The organism is Nocardia sp. NBC_00565, from assembly GCF_036345915.1.
Taxonomy (GTDB): domain Bacteria; phylum Actinomycetota; class Actinomycetes; order Mycobacteriales; family Mycobacteriaceae; genus Nocardia.
The window spans coordinates 3,849,394-3,867,437 of record NZ_CP107785.1; the positions used below are offsets into that span (position 1 = coordinate 3,849,394).

An 18,044-nucleotide genomic window follows, 5' to 3' on the forward strand; every position below is an offset into this window, starting at 1 on the left:
GTCCTGCCTTGACGGCCAGGCATTAGTGTGAGCAGGTGCAGACAGACCAGGAATCAGACGACGATGCCGGTCCCCGCATCTGGGGCGGAACGACGCTCACCGAGCGCAGGGAGGCCCGCCGTGCCGCACTGCTCGAGGCCGCACTCGACCTGATCGGGGAATCGGGCGCGAGCGGGGTCACCATGCGCGCGGTATGTCGGCAAGCCAACCTCACCGACCGGTACTTCTATGAAAGCTTCACCAGCCGCGACGAGCTGCTGGACGTGCTCTACCGCCAGGTCGCCGACGAATTCCTGGAGCCGATGACCGCGTTCGCGGCCGCGGATCCCTCCCGTGACCGCGAACTGTCGGAGATTCTGGTCGACAAGGTGCTCGCCGATCCGCGCAAATCGCGGCTGTTCCTGGTCGAGCCGTATTCGAGCACCGGCCTCGGCCAGACCACCATCGCCGTGATGCCGGTCTTCACCCGGCTCATGCAGGATCACCTGTTCGCCCATATCGAGGATCCGGTGCGGCGCAGACTGGCCGCGGTCACCATGGCCAGCGGCAATGCGGGCATGTTCTCCGCCTGGTTGAACGGATCGCTGCGCGCCACCCGTGAGCAGGTGATCGACCACTGTACGGCGACAATCACCGCCTACCGCGCGATGTATCAGTCCTGACCCGATCCCGGCCGGGTACGACAGATTCTGTCGGACAACCACATTCGCACCGCGCGGTGCGACCGCGCTCACAGTCGGGTTGCCAACTTCGGGGGGTCGGGTGTTTACTTGCCAGCGCAAGGTGCCGATCGTTCGCTGAGGCTCCTTCACGGATACAGGCCAGCGACCCCGAACGTCGAGAGACGCCCCGGGTCAGGACAGATCTCCCCGGCTTAAGGGTTGATCCCGATTGGCTCCCGAATTGTCGGGTTCACGCCGTGAAGTGCCAAAGGTCTTACGAGGAGGGGTCACCACCGGCATGTTTGTCGGATTCCTCCTGGCCGCTCTGCGACGATTACTGATGGCGCGCGGTTGTGCCGTGCGCATGATCGGAAGAAGGAGGTGAGCCGGATGCCCGGCGGGAATAGTACGAAACCCATGTTAGCCAACTATTCACTCGGCGACACCTCCAGTGCGCGTGCCGAACTCACCGGGGATCAGCGCGATGACCGGCAGATGGAATCGGCGGTCAGCAGGCTGAGCTTGGAGCCGTCGGTGACCAGCGTCGGCTGGCATATCTCGGTCGACGAGACGGATGGGGCGCGGGCATGACCGCATTGCGTTCGTTCCCGTCCCGCGACGCCCTCGATCGGCCACGCACTCGGGTGGCCGATGTGGTGGTGTTCGCCGGTGCGGCGGTACTCATCTGGGGCGTCATCCGGATCTCGTCGAGCGTCGCGGTGCCGTTCGACCAAACCTCCGCGCCCGCAACGGTTTCCACCGATGCTGGCGAACTGCCGTACTACGCGGCCCGGTCGCTGCTGCGGATGTTCGTCGCACTCGGACTCTCGATCGTGTTCACCTTCGTCTACGCGACCGCGGCCGCCCGACTACGCCGGGCTCGCACCGTCCTGCTGCCCGCACTCGACATCCTGCAGTCGGTGCCGATTCTCGGCTTCCTGTCCTTCACCGTCGCCGGATTCATCGCACTGTTCCCCGGCTCGGAGCTCGGACTCGAATCCGCCGCCGTCTTCGCGATTTTCACCTCGCAGGCCTGGAATATGGCCTTCGCCTTCTACCACAGCCTGGTCGCCCAGCCGCGCGAACTGGACGAGGCCTCGCGCAACCTGAGACTGTCACGCTGGCAACGTTTCTGGCGGGTGGATGTGCCCAGCGGCATGATCCCGCTGGTCTGGAACGGCATGATGAGCTTCGGCGGCGGCTGGTTCTTCCTGGTCGCCTCGGAGGCGATCAGCGTGAACAACCACAAGTACGCGCTGCCCGGCATCGGGTCCTATGTCGCGACGGCGACCGCGAACAGCGAACTCGGCAAGGTGTTCATCGCGATCGGCGTCATGATCCTCATGGTCGTCGGCGTGAACTTCTTCTTCTGGCGTCCGCTCGTGGCCTGGGCGCAGCGGTTCCGGGTCGAGGATTCCGAAGCCGCCGAAGCACCGCGCAGCATCATGCTCGATCTACTTCGGCGCTCACATATTCCGGGACTGTTCGGCCGGATCCTCGGGCCGCTGGTCGCACCGCTGGATCGGCTGATGAGCGTATTCGGACTCGCCGAATACCCGCTGCACACCCCGGTTTCCCGGCGGCGCGTCGGTGATGTGGTGTTCGCGGCGGTAGTGATCGCCGCGATCGGCTACGGCGGCTATCGCGTGGCCGCCTACATCGAATCCACCGCGGGCTTCGGCGAAGTCGGGCATGCGTTCGGATTGGGTTTTCTGACGTTGCTGCGCGTCATTGTGCTGCTCATCGTCGCCACGGCGATCTGGGTGCCCATCGGGGTCTGGATCGGGTTGAACCCCAAGGTATCCCGGATCGCCCAGCCCATCGTGCAGGTGCTGGCCAGCTTCCCGGCGAACTTCCTGTTCCCGCTGGTCACCGCAGCGCTCGTGTGGAGCGGTGCGAGCCTGAACTGGGCGGGGACCATCCTGATGGCGCTGGGGGCGCAGTGGTACATCCTGTTCAACGTCATCGCCGGCGCCAGCGCGGTGCCCAACGATCTGCGCGAGGCGGCCGCGAATCTGCGACTGCCACGGGCACTGTGGTGGCGCAAGCTGATCCTGCCCGCCATCTTCCCCAGTTACGTGACCGGCGGTATCACCGCGGCGGGCGGCGCATGGAACGCGTCGATCGTCGCAGAGGTGGTGCAGTACGGATCCACCACGCTGGTCGCGGCCGGGCTCGGTTCGTATATCGCGCAGGCGACCGAGGCGGGCGATCTGCCGCGCATACTCATCGGCGTCCTCGTAATGAGCATCTATGTCGTCGGCATCAACCGGCTGTTCTGGCGGCGCTTGTACGCCCTTGCCGAGCGGCGGTATTCGCTATGACAACTGTTTCGACAGGAGGTCGATCATGACCGCGACAACCAATGGCGAAGTGCTGCTGGACATCTCCGGTGTGAGCAAATACTTCACCGGCGCGGCGGGCGACGAACTGCGCGTGCTCGACGGTATCGACCTGCAGCTGCACAGCGGTGAGATCGTCGCGCTGCTCGGCCGTTCGGGTTCGGGCAAGTCGACGCTGCTGCGCATCATCGCCGGGCTCATCGCGCCGACCAACGGGCAGGTCCGCTATCGAGGGACCGAGCTCAAGGGCGCGAATCCCGGTGCCGCACTGGTCTTCCAATCCTTCGCGCTGATGCCATGGCTGACCGTGCAGGGCAATGTCGAGCTCGGCCTCGCCGCCCGCAATGTGGCGCCCACCGAACGCACGCAGCGCGCCCTGGCCGCCATCGATATGATCGGCCTGGACGGCTTCGAGACCGCCTATCCCAAAGAGCTTTCCGGCGGCATGCGCCAACGCGTCGGCTTCGCACGGGCATTGGTGCTCGAGCCCGACCTACTGCTGATGGACGAGCCATTCTCGGCCCTCGACGTGCTGACTGCGGAGAACCTGCGCACCGAACTCGTAAACCTCTGGGCCACAGATGGTTTCCCGACCAAGTCGATCTGCGTGGTCACCCACAACATCGAAGAGGCGGTACTGCTCGCCGACCGCGTGGTGGTCCTCGGCGCGAATCCGGGCCGCATCGTCGCCGAGATCACGGTCGACCAGCCGCGCCCGCGCGATCGCCGCACCGCCGCCTTCGAGAACCTCGTCGACGAAATCTATGGACTGCTCACCGGTCGCGATATCCAACCCGCCACGCCCGCACCGGATATCGCGACGCCCACCGCACGCCCGCTGCCCGACGCCTCCGTCGGCGGCCTGGCCGGTCTGGTGGAACTGGTCTACGCCAATGGCGGCCGCGCCGACCTCCCGGATATCGCCGACGAACTCAACTTCGAAATCGACGACCTGCTCCCCCTCGTCGACGCCGCCACCCTGCTCGGCTTCAGCACCGTGGAATCCGGCGATGTGCTGCTCACCGAGATCGGCAACCGCTTCACCACCGCCGATATCCAGCAGAGTAAGCAGATCTTCGCCGAACAGGCCCGCCACCGCGCCCCACTGGTGCGCACCATCTGCAAGGGGCTGGCGGGCAGCCGGGACGGCACCCTGCGCGCCGGATTCTTCCTCGACCTGCTGCGCCGCGGCTTCGGCCCCGAAGACGCCCGCCGCCAACTGGATATCGCCATCGATTGGGGTCGCTACGCCGAACTGTACGACTACGACACCGATTCCGACCGGATCACCGCCGACCCGGCCGCTGATCTGTTCGACGCCCGACCAACGCGATCCGCTTGACCGAAAATATGGCGGCTTTCACTGCTCGATCAGAGTGAACACGAATTCGAAGTCACCGATGCGGACCGTCGCACCGTCGCGCAATGCCACACTGTCGACGATGCGCACGCCATCGATGTACACACCGTTCGACGACCACAGATCCTTGATCACGAAGCACAGCCCGTTGTCCACGACCACGGCATGCTGGCGGCTGACCTTGCCGTGCTCGAGCACGATGTCGTTATCGGGCAGCCGCCCGATCCGCGTCACACAGCCCGAAAGCGGGTAGACCTCGCCCAGCTGGTCGCGCAGTTCGGCGCGCGCACCGGCGGAACTCTGTTCGTCGTCGAGCGCGGCGGCGTAGGCGTCGGCGAAGCCTAGCCCACGCACATCCGCCAGCACCGGGCCCCGCCATTGGCCGAGCGCACTCGACAGCGATTCGCTGGCCGCGGCGAATCGACCAGCCGACAAGGCCCGCACTCCTGACTCCTTGCGCGCTCGGAACCGCTGGACATCGCACGTCCCGTCGGTCACCGAGATCCGATAGCCTGCACCGACCTGGGCGAGCAGGGCACGAGCGTCGAGTCCCGCGGCACGCAGCGGTTTGCGCAGGTTCGAGGTGATGGTGTGCAGGCTCACCCGCACATCCGAGGGCGGATTCTGCTCCCATACCGCCTGCGCGAGCGCGTCCACCGAGACCGGATGATTGGCGTTGATCAACAGATATGCCAGCACCGCACGCTGTTTCAGCCCGCCGACCGGCTGCGCAACGCCATCGATCGACAGTTGCACCGGCCCGAGCACGCCGAATTGCGCCCGCATATCGGCCATCGCCGCACTCCTTACGACGGGGCCGTCGGTCAGGCGATGGCCCCGCAAGAACAGTATCGCCGCCGCGGGCCCACTATCCGCCGGATCGGGCGCGCCAATATTCCAGGTTGCTGCGGGTGAGCAGGGTGTGCGGATGGTCGGGGCCGAGGACCCGGATCTGGTCGACCAGCAGCAGTTCGTATTCGGTGATGGCGGTGCCGACATCGCTCGCTTCGCCGTGGCAGCCCGCCAGGCAGTTGCGCGTGTGCAGAGTGTCTGGATGATCCGGGCCGAGAACGCGCAGCTGATCGGCGAGCAGGGTCGCGTATTCGGTGATGGCCCTGGTCGTTTCGCCGCTTTCCCGACGCCAGCGCGCCACGCTGATGCGGGTGCGCAATGTCTGGGCGTCATCCGGGCCGAGGACGCGGATCTGGTCGACCAGCAGCAGCTCGAATTCGGTGAATGCCCGCGCCAGCTCACCCGCCATGGCCCGTGAACGCGCGAGATGCAGTCGGGTGCGCAGGGTTTGCGGGTCGAGCGGGCCGAGGATGCGTTGCTGATCGGCGATCAGCTGTTCGAATTCGAGCACCGCGCGGCGCAGGCTGCCGCGTTCGCTGCGCCAGTAGGCCATGCTGTTGCGGGCGCGCAGCGTCCAAGGGTGATCGGTGCCGAGAATCCTTGTGTGATCGATGACGAGTCGTTCGAATTCGGCGACGGCCCGCTCCAGCTGACCGGTGTGGCCGCGCCAATCCGCGATGTCGTAGCGGGTGGTCACCGTATCGAGGTCATCGGCGCCGAGCACGCGTGTCTGGTCGCGGGCCAACTCTTCCAGCGCATCGACTGCGGCGGCGAAATCGCCGCTGCGGCCGTGGCAGTTCGCGAGGTGGTTGCGCACCAGCAGTGTGACGCGATGGTCCGGGCCCAGGGCGGCGGTGAAGCTCGGCAACCAGGCGGCCCACAGATCCCGATTGTCGACCACGCGTGGGGTTTCCAGCGATTCGAGATAGCCGAAGGCGGCGGCCGCGTCGCCGTAGGCCAGATAGTGCCGGACCGCCGCGCCGCGCGCATACGTGGCCGCACGATCGGTGGTGCCCGCTTCGATGGCCGCGATCACGGCCCGGTGCGCGTCTTCGATATGGACGCCGAGCCGGTCGCATTCGTCGGTCAGACCAGGGATCAGGGCCGCGTGGGTGATGCCGAGCGATTCGTCGTCGGTGCCCGGACGACTCCGGGTGACCAGCACGCCCAAACCCGCTGTGAGATCCCGGATTCCAGCGATACTCGCGTCGGCACCGAGCTCACGCATGGCCACGTCGAGCAGTTCCAGCGGCAGCACCGGACCGACACCCGCCGCGACCAGTACACCGAGCAGCGCACCGATGGCCCAGGCATCGGTGGTATTCGGCGCGATATTCGGCCCGTCACCCGCCGCCGAGCGCACGGCGGCGGTGACCCGCAGCGCCACCAGACCGTCGACACCGATATCCTCGGCCACCACCCGATCGGTGACCTCGGTGGCGACCTCGGCCAGCAGCCCGGCCAGCAGCCAGCCCGCCGCGGCCGCCGGGGAATCGGCACGTGCCGTGGGTGTTTCGGCGAGCCGCGCGTCGATCCAGCCGACCCACTCCTGCTCGTCGACGGCGGCGCGCGCATATCCCGACGATTCCACGATCGCGGCGATATCCTCGGCGACCGGCTCGGCGACCACGATCCGGTGCATTTGCGACAGCGCCGGATCGTCCTCGAAACCGAGTCCCTGCCGGATCCCGGCGATTACCCGGACGTGCGCGAGCTCGGGTCGACGGGTCAACTCGGCGACGGCGGCGACCAGCAGCCGCTGGGTGCCGCGCTCCGGTTCGTTCAGTCCGTCGACGACGATGGTGACCCGGCGACCCCCGCCGCCCAAATCCGCCAGCGGTTGTCGCACTTCGATATCGAAGACATCGAGTTCGGTGGCGCTGTGTTCGGCGCGCGCCCGGGCGACCGCTACCGCGGCGCGAAATCCGGGCAGCCGGGTGCTCAATTGCGCGGACAGTTCCGCGGCGACCGCCTCGACGGAACTGCTGACTGTCAAAAATACGGCGGCCGTAATGTATTCGGGTGCGACCGGGAGCGTGTCGACCAGGCTGGGTCGGATCAGCATCGCCAGCAGCGTCGATTTGCCGACACCGGGCGGTCCGATCACGCCACGCAACCGGTAGCTGCCGGATCCGACGATATCGTCCAGCGTCTCGCGCACGGCCGGGGTCAGCAACAGTCTGCGGGTCAGGTGATCGACGAAACCCGCTGCCGGACGGCCCGCTACGGCATCACCGCGGCGCGCGATATTCGGCACCAGCCACAGGCCGGGATCACCGCCCTCAGCTGCGGATACGGTGCCCGAAGTGAAGGACAGATGCTCCGGCTGCTGCCGCGTACACGCGGCGGCGATCGGATCGACCAGATCCGACGGCAGCAGATTCTCACCGCGCGCGGGCAATCCGGCCGCGAAGGTGGACAACAGCGTCCGGGTGAAACATCCCGCATAGGCAGGCCCGTCACCGGCCGCGACCAGCAACTCCATCCGACCCGACGCCCGCGACAGCAGATCGGTCCAGCGCCGGGCCGCGCCGAGCACACCCTGCTCGGTCTCACACGCGTCGACCAGTACCACCAGTCCGTCCAACGCCGATTGATTCAGTCGCTCCCGAATCTCCTGCGTCAGATGGAATGCCGTATGCGAGGTCGGTACCGCGGGCGAATCATGGCCGAGCAGAAAGAAATCCTCCGCACTGGTCGCCGTGCCGTGCCCGACGAATCCGATCAGCAGCGTCGCCTGCTCCCGCGCCGCCGCCTCGAACGCCTCGTCGACCGCCGCAACCAGTTGCGCCACCGTCGGATTCAGCACCGGCCCGGCATTCGCGGTCGCCGCCCGCCACCCGCCGGCCGCGGTCAGACTCCCGTACAACCCCGCGGCCAGCTCACCGGTGAACCCTAGGTCCGCCAGCGCCGCACACTCCGATCCGACAATCAGGGCGAGCCTTCCTCCCATGCCAGCACCACCATTCCCACCATCGACTCCCTGACGACCCTCGACACCCCGACGCCGTAGCGACTGCTTGCAGGTCGCTCGAAAGGGTCGGCCACCGCGCGTGGTAGGAAGGTACCCGAACACGACATCATGGCAAGTGACACGGGGGCGGCTGATGGCGGCGATAGTGCTGGTACACGGGATCGCACAGGAGCAATACGGTGCGGATCTATTGGAGGCCCAATGGCTTCCGGCCCTAGCGGCGGGGGTACGCACGGCCGGGCACGCCGAGCTGGCGGATCAGCTGTGGCGCGGGCAACGCCCCGGTGTGCTCGAAGTGCGAATGGCGTTCTACGGCAATGCTTTTCTGGATCCCGGCGCACAAGGCGGCGGTGCGCCGGTCGGCGAGGAGTCCGAACTCACCGAGCGGCTTGCCGAGGCCTGGCTGGCGATCGCCGCCGGGCAGGCGGCCGATCAGCGAGATCGACTCGAAGCGCAGCGGTACCTGGACAATTCGGCGCTCGGCGCCGAGGGCGCGCAGGGTTTCGGGCGCAAGGCCAGGCCAGCGGCGAATGCGCTGACCAAGCTGAAGTGGTTCGCGCCCTTCGGTTTCGGTATGGCGGGTAAATTCGTCAACCAGTCGCTGACACAGGTCAGCAAATATCTGGCAGAGGATACGGTGCGCGAATTCGCGCAACGGCAAGTGCTCGACCTGATCGGTCCGGAGACCCGGCTCGTCATCGGACATTCGCTCGGATCGGTGGTCGCCTATGAAGCGATGCATCGCACCCGGCAGCCCGCGGCATTGGTGACGTTGGGTTCGCCGTTGGCGCTGCAGTCCATCATCTATCCGCTGCTACGACCGCAACCGCCGACCGTCCCTGCCGCGCTCACCCGTTGGGAGAATCTGGCCGACCGCGACGATATCGTCGCGGCCCATCTGGATCTCGCGCCCTATTTCCCGCCCGCACCCGGACATGACGTGGTCCCGACGACCCATCCCGAACTCGACAATGGTTCGAGTCCACACGATGCGGCGCACTATCTCACCAAGAAATCGGTCGGACGGATCATTGCCGAGTCCCTGTCGTAACCGGAGCGCGCCGGGATCGCGCGTACGCTGACAACTCTGGCGCCGAGTGCGAGGAGTTCACCGCGATGACCGACCCCGCGCAAGGTTTGACGGGTACGCTCACCTCGCCGATCCGGGGCGCCGGAACGCTCGGCGAAGTATTGGTTGCGATTCGCGGGGGCACGGAGATATATATCGCACGGGCGGCCGAGCCGATCTCGGCAGGGGAATCTGTCTTGATCATCGCGGTACATCCGGGCCGCATCGTCGACGTCGTGCCCTGGATTCCGCTGGTGCCCGCGCAGACCGACGAAATGTGATATCGCGACCACGATCTACGAAGTACGAAACTGTTATGGAGGCACTGTGCTGGGTTATCACGTTCCGGATCCTGACGAGGCAATGCTGGTCAGCGGCGCCAAGAGCAGGGATAACGCGCCATTCGGCGTTGTCATCGGGCGCGGCAAATGGGTGATGCCGTTCTTCCGCAAGGTGAGCTATCTGTCGCTGGCGATGTTCGAGGCGGAGATCAAGGAGCGGTGCGTCACCAAGCAGGCCATCCAGCTCGAGGTGCGCGCGGTGATCGCGTTCAAGGTCGCCAATGACACCCAGTCGATTGTCAATGCGGCCCAACGCTTCCTGTCCGAACAGGAGCGGGAAATGTCGGTGCTGACCGGGCGCATCTTCTCCGGACATCTGCGCTCGATCGTCGGCTCGATGACCGTCGAGGAGATCATCCGCGAACGCCAGCGGCTGGCCGACGAGGTGCTGGTGGCCTCCAAGGTGGAGATGAGCAATATCGGCCTGTGGGTCGATTCGTTCCAAATCCAGTCCATCGATGACGGCAATCTCGGGTACATCACCGCACTCGCCGCACCGCACAATGCGGCGGTACAGCGGGATGCGCAGATCGCACAATCACAGGCCGCACAGGTCGCCGCCGAGGCCGAACAGGAATCGCTGCGCCGCCGAGCCGAATATCAGCGCGAGACCGCCATTCTCAAGGCGCAGTATCAGCAGGATATCGACAAGGCCAATGCCGAAGCGGCACAGGCCGGTCCGCTCGCGGAGGCCAAAGCGCTGCAGGAGGTGCTCACCGCGCAGGCCGAACAGGCCCGCAAGGAGGCCGAACTGCGCGAACAGCAACTGCAGGCCGAAGTCGTGAAACCCGCACTGGCCGAAGCAGAACGGGTGCGCATCCTCGCCGTGGCGGAAGCGGACCGGACCCGGATCCAGGCCGAGGCCGCGGCCTCGAACAACCGGATCGCGTTGGATCAGTTACTGATCGAGCAGCTGCCCGAAATCGTCAAGCAGGCCTCCAACGGACTGGCAAACGCCAACCTCACGGTGCTCAACGGACCGGACGGTGTCGGCGAATTGGTCAACGGAATGGTCGGTCAGGGCCTCACTGTTTTCAACTCGTTACAAAAGGCGCTTTCATCCAACGACGGGGATAATGCGGGCTAAAGTGGCCGAGTAGCGACGGCGCGAGGAGCAGGTGTTGGTGTCCATCGGGAAATTGGTGTCGTTCGACAGTTCGCGGGGATTCGGGTTCATTCGGCCCGATGATGGTGGCCCGGATGTGTTCGTTCATGTGAACGACATCGGGCTGGACGAGGACGAGTTGCGCCAAGGCCGGGTGTTCGAATTCGATGTCACCGAGGGGGATCGCGGGCCGAAGGCGGTCAACCTGGCGGTAGTGGGCGGTCAGCCGATTCCACCGGCGCCACGGCACAAGAAGGACAGGTCGTCCTCGGGCCAGTTGACCGCCACCGAACACAAGCGCCTGATCACCGAGCTACTACTCGACGCGAGCCCAGCCCTCACCGCCGGTGAAATCCTCACCATCCGCGACCGCCTCACCGCCTTCGCCGACCAGCACGGCTGGCTCGACTGAAGTTCACGATCTTGTCGGTCCGCAGATCTACGATCGAGCCGGAGCCCGCACCGATGAATCCATGTCGCCCGCGACGTCGACATCGGTGAGGACACGACCCGAGGAGGATCCTGTGGACCTACCGGTGATGCCACCCGTGCGGCCGATGCTGGCGAAAACGGCGCCGTCGGTGCCACGCGAGCCGGGGTTGAGTTACGAACCGAAATGGGACGGTTTTCGCTGTGTCGTGTTCCGCGACGGCGATGAGGTGGAACTCGGTTCGCGCAACGACCGTCCGCTCACCCGCTATTTCCCGGAGGTCGCCGAACTACTGAAGGCGGCGCTGCCGAATAAATGCGTGGTGGATGGCGAAATCGTGGTGGTCACCGATGAGGGACTCGATTTCGATACCCTGCAGAACCGACTGCATCCGGCGGCCTCGCGCGTCAACAAGCTGGCCAAGGAAACCCCCGCGAGTTTCGTCGCGTTCGATCTGCTGGCCCTCAGCGATAAGGACCTCACCGGCGAACCGTTCGCCGAACGCCGGCGGTTGCTCGAAACCATTCTCGATACCGAACTCGCCCGCGTACATCTCACGCCGATCACCCAGGATCCCGATGTCGCCGAGGACTGGTTCACCCGCTTCGAGGGCGCGGGTTTCGACGGTGTGATGGTCAAGGCCGACGATCTGTCCTATCTGCAGGACAAGCGGGTGATGCTCAAGGTCAAGCACGAGCGCACCGCGGACTGTGTGGTGGCCGGTTTCCGCTGGCACAAGGACGGCGAGGGCGTCGGCTCGCTCCTGCTCGGACTGTTCGACGACGAGGGCAATATGCATCATGTCGGGGTGGCGAGCAGTTTCACGGCGGCCAAACGCAAGTCGCTGGTGGACGAGCTGAAACCGTTGCGGGAGAACGCATTGGCGAACCACCCGTGGCGGGAATGGGCGGATGCGGCCGCGCAGGCGAAGGCCGACGGCAAGATGCCCGGCGGGGTGAGCCGCTGGACCGGCGGCAAGGATCTGTCCTGGGAGGCCCTGCGCCCGGAGTTGGTCGCCGAGGTCCGTTACGAACACGTGCAATCCGGCCGATTGCGCCACGGCGGCAGGCTGGTTCGCTTCCGCGCCGACCGCACACCGGAGTCGTGCACCTACGCGCAGCTCGACGAGGTCGCACCGGCCGAGTTGAGCGCCATCTTCAGTGAAGCCGGGGGCAAGTAATGGGTGCGTCGATCGATATCGAGGTCGACGGCAGAACCGTCGCCATCAGCAATCCCGATAAGGTCTATTTCACCAAGCGCGGTGAGACGAAACTCGATCTCGTGCGGTACTACCAGGCCGTCGCCGTACCGTTCCTGAAGGTGGTGGGCGATCGGCCACTGCTGTTGGAGCGGTATCCCGATGGGGCGTCGGGGAAGTCGTGGTTCCAGAAGCGGGTGCCGAAATCCGCGCCGGACTGGCTGCACACCGTCGAGGTCTCCACACCCAACGGCACCACCAGCGACGCACTGGTCGCGCACGATCTCGCACACATTCTGTGGGCGGTGAATCAGGGCTGCCTCGGCTTTCACGTCTGGCCCAATCACATCGACGATCTCAGCATCGCCGATGAGCTGCGCATCGACCTCGACCCATCCCCCGGCATCACTTTCGACGATCTGAAGCACGCCGCTGTGCTCACCCGGGAGCTGTTCACCGAACTCGGCATCGACTCCTGGATCAAGACCTCAGGTTCGCGCGGTCTGCACATTTACGTTGCGCTGGAACCGGAGTGGGACGGCTACCAGGTCCGCGCGGCCGCGGTCGCGCTGGCCCGTGAGCTGGAACGGCGACATCCGGACCAGATCACCGCGCAGTGGTGGAAAGAGGAGCGCGGCAGCCGCGTCTTCATCGACTTCAACCAGAACGCGCCGCACAAAACGGTTTTCGGTGCGTGGTGTGTGCGGCCGAAGGTCGGTGGACAGGTCTCGACACCGATCTCCTGGTCCGATCTGGACACCGTGGTCCCCGAGGAATTGACCATCGCGACCGTTCCCGCGCGGCTGGCCGAACTCGGTGATCCGTGGGCGGAGCGCCCGGCTCAATCCATCGAGCCACTGCTGAAAATGTCGGAGCGGGATATGGCGTCCGGGCTCATGGACGCACCGTGGCCACCGCAATATCCGAAGATGCCGAACGAGCCGCCGCGGGTGCAGCCGAGCCGGGCCAAGAAGGCGGAGTCGGAAGGCTAGCTACCGGAGGGCTATTCGGTCCACAGCACCCATGCCTTGCCTTCACACGTGAGGGCGCGCCCGTCCGCCGTGCGGGCGCTCTTCGTCGAACCGTCGCATTTGGTCCCGGCCTCGGCCGTGGTTCCTCCGATGGTGTACGGGCCGTTCCACTGGTACACGCCGCCACTGGCCAGGCACAGCAGTGTGGATCCGTCCGCCCCGGTGCCGATGCGCCCGGGATCGGTACACACCGTGCCCTTCTTCGGCGTCACCGCCGACGCGGTCGTCGTGACCGGGGGCGGCGCGACGGTGGGCGCCACCGTCGGCTGCGGCGCCACGGTCTGGGCGATGGTCGAGGGCAGCGAGACACTCGATACGGTCGGGTTCCGGGTCGCCCCGGATAGCGCGTCGGAGAAGTTGCTGCCCGACAGTACGACGAACCCGGCGATCCCGACCACCTCGATCACCCCGAGCAGCAGCGCACAGGTCGCCATCGTCTTACCGCGCGGATGACTGAAGGCGATGAACCCGAACACGATCCCGACCGGGAACAGACCGAGCAGCGCGGCCACGAGCGCGACGACGGCATACGGGTTGACGATGGGCGGGATCTCCACCCGTAGTCGACCCGCGCGACGGCTCCGGTTCGGCGGCTCGGCCTCCGGCCACCGGTCGGTTTGGTCCGGCTCCGGCCAACGGCCGACCGACCCCACCTCCTGCTCGTACTCTTCGGCCGGTGCCTCCGGCCAGCGCTCGCGCTCACGGTTGTCCGTCCGTGCCATCCAGGTCCCTCTTCCACACCACCAACCGCGCCGGAACCTCGAACTGCCCGGACCGCCCCGATATCGACAAAGGATAGGGGGCAATGGCCGCAACATCATCCCAAACGGCCGATCAATCGTCATCAAACCGTAATCGCGAATGCCGCCATGTCAACTCCGACCGTACTCGACCGTGCCGAACCAGGATTCAGCGGCGGGCAACTCGAGCACCGGAGTAACAACCCGGCAAACGGCACTCGCGTGTCGCGGTGGCGAGGTCCATGCTGGTGGCGACAACGTGTGACCCATGCGTTGCCCCTTCAGCACAGGAGGATCCATGCGCGGCAAAGCCGATTCGACAGGACAAGGCGCTCGGCCGTGGCATTCCCATGCGGGCGACCTACTCGGTGACGACTACAACATCCCCGGCATCATTCTGTGCGCACTGGGCATCGTCGCCATGGCGTGCACGCTCACCGCGGCCGGATACGGCTTCACCGGCTGGACGCAGATCGGCGCGATCGCCACGGCCGCGCTCTGGATCACCGGCATCGGCGCGCTGCTGGTGGAGCACCGCCGCGAGGAAATCATCGAGTTGAAGTACGGCCGGGGCGGGCACGCGCCGGGACACGTGCGCCCGGTGCGTTACAGCGCCACCGAGCGCGGCTTGGCCGCGGGCGCACCGCCGACCGAATTGACGGGTTGACCCACCAGCCGCAGCTGGACACCGGGTCAGTGGCCACGGTCCACCTTCGGCATGGTTTCGGCGATCAGCGTCATCAGCATGTCGGCCAGCAGCACATGCACCTGGACGCGGGTGAGCGTGCCGCGGGTGATCCATTCCCGACCGGCGACTTTCACCAGTCCACCGAAGGCGCGGACCAACGCGCGCAACTCCGTGCTGTGGGCCGAGTCCGCGCGACCGACCATCAACAGCAACCGCTCGGCGGCCGCGTCGTCGGCCTGGTCCAGGATGTGCTGTACCTCGGGATCGTCACCGACGCCCTCGTGGCTGGTCACCTTGACCCAGGTGCTGCCGTGTTCGGAGATCACGTCCAGCAGCCAGTGCACGCTGGCCTCGACGCGCTCGCGATCGGTCCCGGTCGGCGCGACCATATCGTCGAGGCGCGGCAGCGTGACCATCCGGCGCACCACCGCGAGATACAGATCGCGCTTGTTGCCGAAGTAGTGGTTGATCAGACCGCGCGCGACCCCAGCGCGCTGTGCGAGCTCCGCGGTGGAGACCGCCGCGTACGGCCGCTCGCCGAACATGTCGATCGCGCATTCGAGGATCTGCGCGCGTCGCTCGTCCGGTTCCAGTCTGCGCCTGCGCGGTTGCGCCTCCTCGGTGACCACCGAGGAGGTGTTGTCGCCGACGATCGCCGGACAGTCGCTCGCGGCGATCTCAGAGTGACCGGGCAATGAGATCCTTCATCACCTCGTTGCTACCCGCGAGGATGCGCAGCACGCGGGCGCCGGTGTAGAGCTGGGAAATCGGGTACTCCGTCATGTAGCCGTAGCCGCCGAACAGTTGCAGGCAGCGATCGACCACAATACCGAGTTGATCGGTGAGCCAGTACTTCGACATTGCAGCAGTGGGAATATCGAGTTCGCCGCGCAGATGCTTGACAATGCAGTCGTCAAGGAAGATTCGGCTCACCTTGGCGATGGTCGCGCATTCGGCCATCTCGAATTTGGTGTTCTGCATCGCGAACAGCGGCTTGCCGAACGCCTCGCGGCCCTTGGTGTAGTCGACGGTCAGCCGCACCGCCTTTTCCATCATGGCGACCGCGATGAGGCCGGTGACCAGGCGCTCCTGGGCCAGCAGCTGCATCATCTGATAGAAGCCCTGGCCCTCGGCCTCGCCCAGCAGATTCGACGCGGGCACCCGCAGGCCGTCGAAGAACAGCTCTGCGGTGTCCTGGGCCTTGCCGCCGATCTTGTTCAGGATTCGGCCACGTGTGAAGCCGGGGGTATCGTCGCCGACCTCGGCGAAGATCAGTGAGACGCCTGCGGCGCCCTTGGTCGGATCGGTCTTGGCGGCGATGATGATGCCGTCGCAGAGCCAGCCGTTGGTGATGAAGATCTTCGAGCCGGTGATGACGTATTCGTCGCCCTCGCGGACCGCGCGGGTCTTGATGTTCTGCAGATCCGAGCCGGTGCCCGGTTCGGTCATGCCAATGGACAGCACCATTTCACCGGTCGCGGCCTTGGGCAGTACCCGCTGCTTGAGGTCCTCGGTGCCGAAGTGGTGGATGTAGGGCGCGATGATCGCGCTGTGCACCGGCATGCCGAGTGCGCCGTCACCCGCGAACGCCTGTTCCTCGATGATGGCGGCCTCATGCGCGAAGGTGCCGCCACCGCCGCCGTATTCGGTCGGGATCGCGGCGCACAGCAGGCCGAGTTCACCGGCCCGGTTGTACAGCACACGGTCGGGATGCCCCTGGGCGACGAACTTCTCCTCGTGTGGGACGACTTCCTTCTCGAAGTAGGTTCGCGCCAGTTCCCGTACCGCCTCGACCTCGTCGTCACTCCATGCGGCGCGTGCCATCGCAGAATCCTTTGCCTATCGCGCGAGCCTCCGCACCCGCGTCTCGTCATCAGACTGGCGCACTATTGGCATGATGTCAACAAAGCGGCACACAGCAGGTCGAGACGGGTTCATGAGGCTGAAATGCGGTCGAATGGCAGATGACCCCGCACACCGAGCCGCACTGGAACGTCCAGGGCTGCTATATCACCGAGACCTGCCGCTGCGGGCCTTCGCGGGCCGCTTCAAACAGTAGAAGATTCCAGGGCGAAGATGCCGGGCCGGGTGACGAGCGGGAGATCTAGCATCGTCCGGATGCCCGGTTCGGCCGCCACCACTGCGGGGATCGCATTCACGATTCGCCCGGCGGCCGCCACGATGGCCGCGTGGTTGTGGTCGCCCTTCCGGCTGGTGGGACAGATATCCACGAGGTACGAAGGCTCACCGACGATTTCGACACGATAGGACCCGCCCGGCTGCGCGGGCTGTGGCCAGTCCGGGCACAGGTCCTCGCGCAAGCGCGTGATGTGCTCGACCACGATCACCGGCCGATCCCCGACCATGCCGCGCACCTCGAAACGCAGCGCCGCGAGACCACCCTGCGGAATCCGGCCCGCCGCGATATCGAACGCCTCAGGGGCAACAACGCGCTCGTAGCCCTCTGTCACCGCATCGAGCTCGATGCCGAGGCCCGCCGCCAGTTGCCGGATCGCGGCACCCCAGGCGATGCTCAGGATGCCGGGCTGCAACAGCATCGGCAGCTCGTCGAGTGGTTTGCCGAACCCCATCACGTCGAACATGACGATCGCGCCATCGTAGGTGGCGTAGTCGGCGATCTCGGTGCAGCGGATCTGCTCGACACGCTGGCAGGTACCCGCCAGCGCGAACGGCAGTAGATCGTTGGCGAAGCCCGGATCCACACCCGTGACGAACAGACTCGAATTCCCCTCCTTGGCCGCCTGTTCCACCTGATCGATGTACTTACCGGGCAACACCTTCCACGGATACTGCAACATTCCGGGAGCCGATCCGACGACGTCGACGCCCGCGGCCAAGATCCGGCGGCAGTCTTCGATCGCCTCCTGGATGCGAGTGTCGCCCATCGCGCAGTAGACGACACATTCCGGTTCGGTCGCCAACAAGGCATCGATGGTGTCGACCGCTGCGATACCGGTCGGCGCGTCCAGCCCGGCGAGATCACCGGCGTCCCGGCCCACCTTGCCCGGCGTCGAGACGCACACGCCGGTCAGCTCGTAGCGGGGGCTTTCGATCAGACCGGCGAGTGCGAGCCGGCCGACGTTCCCGGTGCCGATGTGGGCTACGCGAATGGGCATGAAAGTTCTCCTCAAAGGCAGTCCTGAAGCGACCGGACCACAATTTGGTCCATAGTCCATTCATATATCCAGACACTAGTCTGGATAAGGTTCCGATCACATGCTAGCGTGGCGA

The 18,044-nt window shown here is 65.8% G+C and carries 17 protein-coding genes and 1 riboswitch; of the genes, 11 read left to right on the plus strand and 6 right to left on the minus strand.

The features are described 5' to 3' along the window. Nucleotides 1-35: 35 nt before the first annotated feature. The 4 genes from OG874_RS18410 to OG874_RS18425 all read left to right on the plus strand — a co-directional run bounded on the left by OG874_RS18410 (nucleotide 36) and on the right by OG874_RS18425 (nucleotide 4,346). Nucleotides 36-662, plus strand: a complete 627-nt coding sequence (locus tag OG874_RS18410; protein WP_330256356.1) for a TetR/AcrR family transcriptional regulator — start codon at nucleotides 36-38, stop codon at nucleotides 660-662. 120 nt (nucleotides 663-782) lie between these two features. Further along, nucleotides 783-953: riboswitch (M-box (ykoK) riboswitch) on the plus strand. Nucleotides 954-1,079: 126 nt separating this feature from the next. Next, complete coding sequence (locus OG874_RS18415; RefSeq protein ID WP_330256357.1) at nucleotides 1,080-1,253, plus strand: hypothetical protein; 174 nt, start codon at nucleotides 1,080-1,082, stop codon at nucleotides 1,251-1,253. Next, nucleotides 1,250-2,986: an ABC transporter permease gene (locus OG874_RS18420; protein WP_330256358.1), complete on the plus strand. Its 1,737-nt coding sequence runs from the start codon at nucleotides 1,250-1,252 to the stop codon at nucleotides 2,984-2,986. The genes OG874_RS18415 and OG874_RS18420 overlap by 4 nt, the downstream gene beginning before the upstream one ends. Before the next feature lie 25 nt (nucleotides 2,987-3,011). Beyond that, complete coding sequence (locus tag OG874_RS18425; RefSeq protein WP_330256359.1) at nucleotides 3,012-4,346, plus strand: ABC transporter ATP-binding protein; 1,335 nt, start codon at nucleotides 3,012-3,014, stop codon at nucleotides 4,344-4,346. Nucleotides 4,347-4,364: 18 nt separating this feature from the next. On the opposite strand, the gene OG874_RS18430 is transcribed toward OG874_RS18425, so the two are convergent. Further along, entirely contained in the window at nucleotides 4,365-5,159 is a 795-nt protein-coding gene (locus tag OG874_RS18430) for an FHA domain-containing protein (protein WP_330256360.1), read from the minus strand. 73 nt (nucleotides 5,160-5,232) lie between these two features. Then, the gene (locus tag OG874_RS18435; protein ID WP_330256361.1) at nucleotides 5,233-8,169 is read right to left on the minus strand and encodes a tetratricopeptide repeat protein; all 2,937 of its coding nucleotides are present in this window, start codon (nucleotides 8,167-8,169) and stop codon (nucleotides 5,233-5,235) included. Between the two features lie 154 nt (nucleotides 8,170-8,323). Between OG874_RS18435 and OG874_RS18440 the strand changes: the two genes are divergently transcribed. The 6 genes from OG874_RS18440 to ligD all read left to right on the plus strand — a co-directional run bounded on the left by OG874_RS18440 (nucleotide 8,324) and on the right by ligD (nucleotide 13,325). Continuing rightward, nucleotides 8,324-9,241, plus strand: coding sequence for a hypothetical protein (locus OG874_RS18440; protein ID WP_330256362.1), 918 nt, complete (start codon nucleotides 8,324-8,326; stop codon nucleotides 9,239-9,241). A gap of 65 nt (nucleotides 9,242-9,306) precedes the next feature. Next, nucleotides 9,307-9,540, plus strand: coding sequence for a hypothetical protein (locus tag OG874_RS18445; RefSeq protein WP_330256363.1), 234 nt, complete (start codon nucleotides 9,307-9,309; stop codon nucleotides 9,538-9,540). Nucleotides 9,541-9,586: 46 nt separating this feature from the next. Next, on the plus strand, nucleotides 9,587-10,687 hold the full coding sequence (locus OG874_RS18450) for an SPFH domain-containing protein (protein WP_330256364.1): 1,101 nt from the start codon (nucleotides 9,587-9,589) through the stop codon (nucleotides 10,685-10,687). Between the two features lie 31 nt (nucleotides 10,688-10,718). Then, nucleotides 10,719-11,117 carry a cold-shock protein gene (locus tag OG874_RS18455; protein ID WP_330256365.1) on the plus strand — a complete coding sequence of 133 codons (399 nt, stop codon included), beginning with the start codon at nucleotides 10,719-10,721 and terminating at the stop codon, nucleotides 11,115-11,117. A gap of 112 nt (nucleotides 11,118-11,229) precedes the next feature. After that, nucleotides 11,230-12,315, plus strand: coding sequence for an ATP-dependent DNA ligase (locus tag OG874_RS18460; RefSeq protein WP_330256366.1), 1,086 nt, complete (start codon nucleotides 11,230-11,232; stop codon nucleotides 12,313-12,315). After that, complete coding sequence (gene ligD / locus OG874_RS18465; protein ID WP_330256367.1) at nucleotides 12,315-13,325, plus strand: non-homologous end-joining DNA ligase; 1,011 nt, start codon at nucleotides 12,315-12,317, stop codon at nucleotides 13,323-13,325. The genes OG874_RS18460 and ligD overlap by 1 nt, the downstream gene beginning before the upstream one ends. 11 nt (nucleotides 13,326-13,336) lie before the next feature. On the opposite strand, the gene OG874_RS18470 is transcribed toward ligD, so the two are convergent. Further along, nucleotides 13,337-14,086 carry a hypothetical protein gene (locus OG874_RS18470; protein WP_330256368.1) on the minus strand — a complete coding sequence of 250 codons (750 nt, stop codon included), beginning with the start codon at nucleotides 14,084-14,086 and terminating at the stop codon, nucleotides 13,337-13,339. 316 nt (nucleotides 14,087-14,402) lie between these two features. Here OG874_RS18470 and OG874_RS18475 point away from each other — a divergent pair, with 316 nt between their 5' ends. Beyond that, the gene (locus tag OG874_RS18475; protein WP_330256369.1) at nucleotides 14,403-14,771 is read left to right on the plus strand and encodes a hypothetical protein; all 369 of its coding nucleotides are present in this window, start codon (nucleotides 14,403-14,405) and stop codon (nucleotides 14,769-14,771) included. Between the two features lie 26 nt (nucleotides 14,772-14,797). On the opposite strand, the gene OG874_RS18480 is transcribed toward OG874_RS18475, so the two are convergent. The 3 genes from OG874_RS18480 to OG874_RS18490 all read right to left on the minus strand — a co-directional run bounded on the left by OG874_RS18480 (nucleotide 14,798) and on the right by OG874_RS18490 (nucleotide 17,929). Then, nucleotides 14,798-15,445: a TetR/AcrR family transcriptional regulator gene (locus tag OG874_RS18480; protein ID WP_442943410.1), complete on the minus strand. Its 648-nt coding sequence runs from the start codon at nucleotides 15,443-15,445 to the stop codon at nucleotides 14,798-14,800. A 25-nt stretch (nucleotides 15,446-15,470) separates the two neighbouring features. Then, complete coding sequence (locus tag OG874_RS18485; RefSeq protein WP_330256370.1) at nucleotides 15,471-16,616, minus strand: acyl-CoA dehydrogenase family protein; 1,146 nt, start codon at nucleotides 16,614-16,616, stop codon at nucleotides 15,471-15,473. 224 nt (nucleotides 16,617-16,840) lie between these two features. After that, entirely contained in the window at nucleotides 16,841-17,929 is a 1,089-nt protein-coding gene (locus tag OG874_RS18490) for an NAD(P)H-dependent amine dehydrogenase family protein (RefSeq protein WP_330256371.1), read from the minus strand. Nucleotides 17,930-18,044: the final 115 nt, after the last annotated feature.